Below are 2,286 nucleotides of genomic sequence, written 5' to 3'. Positions count from 1 at the left end.
ACGGTGGGCGTCAGCGGCGACCTCCTGGCCCTCGGCATCTTCAAATATGCCGGCTTCCTCGTTGCCAACTTCAACACGGTCTTCTCGACTTCTGTCGCGGTGAACATCCTGCTTCCGGTCGGCATCTCCTTCTACACCTTCACCCAGATTGCGTTCCTGGTCGATGCCTACCGCGGCAAGGTCGCGCACTATGCGTTGCCGCATTACGCGCTGTTCGTGACCTATTTCCCGCACCTGATCGCGGGCCCGATCCTGCATCACCAGGATATGATTCCGCAGTTTGAATCGGCAGAGTCGAAGCGGCCGAATCCGCATCTGATCCTGTGCGGCCTGATCATTTTCGGGATCGGCCTGTTCAAGAAAACCGGGCTTGCCGACGGCATCCAGCCGCTGGTTGCGCTCGCCTTCAATCAGGCTGCGCCATCGTTCGACCAGGCCTGGATCGGCGCGCTGGCCTATACCTTCCAGCTTTATTTCGATTTCTCCGGCTATTCCGACATGGCGATCGGAATCTCGCTGATGTTCGGCATTTTCCTGCCGCTGAATTTCAACTCGCCCTACAAGGCGACCAGCATCATCGACTTCTGGCGCCGCTGGCACATGACGTTGTCGCAATTCCTGCGCGACTACCTCTACATTCCGCTCGGCGGCAACCGCCGCGGCTCGTTTCTGCGCTACGTCAACCTGATGATCACGATGCTGCTTGGCGGCCTCTGGCACGGCGCGGCCTGGACCTTTGTCGCCTGGGGCGCATTGCACGGCCTGTACCTTTGCATCAACCATGCCTGGATCAATTATGGGCCGCCAATCCCTAGGCGTTTGGCGCGGCCCGCCGGTGTCGCCGCGTTCCTCCTGACGTTCCTTGCGGTCGTCGTCGCCTGGGTCTTCTTCCGGGCCGACAGTCTCGCCTCGGCACTGTCCGTGTTGTCGCGGATGGCCGATCCCGGTCAGATCGTCTTCGGCCACACCGAGATGGTTGAAGCCGTGCTGATCGCGGTCTATGCCGCGATGGCCTGGTTCGCCCCGAATACGCAAACGATCATGGGCTATGACCACAAGAACAGATCGGTCGGCAAGGATTTCAGCGCATGGCGGGCGCGGCCGATCCTGCTTTACGGTGGAGCGGCGGCGTTTGCTTTCGGCGTTCTCGGCATCCAGCAACACAGCGAATTCATTTATTTCCGGTTCTGATGGTTCAATCGACCAAAGACCTGCTTCGTTTCCTGGCGGCGAGCCTGCTCATCATGCTGGCGGCGGCGGTGCTCACCTTTGTGGTCGATCCCTTGCAGCTCTTCCGCCCCTCGCGGCATTTCACCGCGATGTATTCGCACGACAGCCGTCTCCAGAACGCCGGGCTGATCAAGAGCCAGAAGTTCGACACGCTGTTCATGGGAACGTCGCTTGCGATCCATTTCCGCCAGAGCGACCTGGATCGCATTCTCGGCGTGAGATCGCTCAAGCTGGCCATGACCGGATCGGACTCGCGCGAACAGGCTTTTGTTTTGGCCGCGGCCATGGCGCGAAAGCCCAAGCGGGTGATCTGGGAAGTGGACGACTGGATCTTTCACGATGCGCCCGAGATCGACGCGAACGTCAACCTCCCGGCGGATCTCTACCGGGGCAATGCCAAGGGTATCGCCTCGTATCTTCTCAGCGGCGCCATGGCGCGCGAGGCATTGTGGATCGTGGTACGATCAATCCCGCCATTGGCGCCGGTCGCCGCGAGGCTTACAAGCGAGGTCATCTTCAAATTTCCGGTTTCCCGCGCCGACGAAATCAATACGCTCCAACCCGGCGACGGCGCGATCTATAATGCCAGGCGGTCGCTCGCCGCTTTCCGCTACATTACCGACCCGATCCGCAGCAAGTATCTCTTGGACGATACCGACTACGACATGAAAATTCGCGTCTTCGAGCGCGATGCGATTGGCCTGATCAGCGCCAATCCCGATATAGCCTTCGACATCTATTTGCCGCCTTACTCGATCCTGCAATGGGTGTCGCTGCGCGACACCTCGCCCGAAACGCTGCAAAGCGTCTTTGCGTTTTCAGACTATTTCTGCCGGCGGCTGATGGATTTCCCGAACGTCCGGCTATTCGATTTTCGCGCGTTGAGCAAAGTCACCCACGATCTGAACAACTATTCCGATGTGATCCACCATTCGCCCGATATCGATCTGGAAATTCTCTCGTGGCTCGCGCAAGAAAAATATCGCGTCGAGACGGCGGCGCCCACGGCGGCCCTCGACCAGCTCAAGGCGCAGGTCGAGGCGTACAGGGTCGATG

At 59.6% G+C, this 2,286-nt stretch carries 2 protein-coding genes; both read left to right on the top strand.

The genetic code is table 11. From position 1 onward, the window contains the following. Window positions 1-1,191, top strand: a 1,191-nt coding sequence (locus WB528_RS17960) for an MBOAT family O-acyltransferase (protein ID WP_423889741.1), incomplete at its 5' end; no start/stop codon positions are given. After that, on the top strand, window positions 1,191-2,286 hold a 1,096-nt coding region (locus tag WB528_RS17955; RefSeq protein WP_423889740.1), incomplete at its 3' end, for a hypothetical protein. The genes WB528_RS17960 and WB528_RS17955, both read left to right, overlap by 1 nt.

It is taken from the genome of Bradyrhizobium sp. (assembly GCF_049586575.1).
Lineage (GTDB): Bacteria > Pseudomonadota > Alphaproteobacteria > Rhizobiales > Xanthobacteraceae > Bradyrhizobium.
Note: the sequence above shows the minus strand (reverse complement) of the source record. Positions and strands in the feature narration are given on the sequence as shown.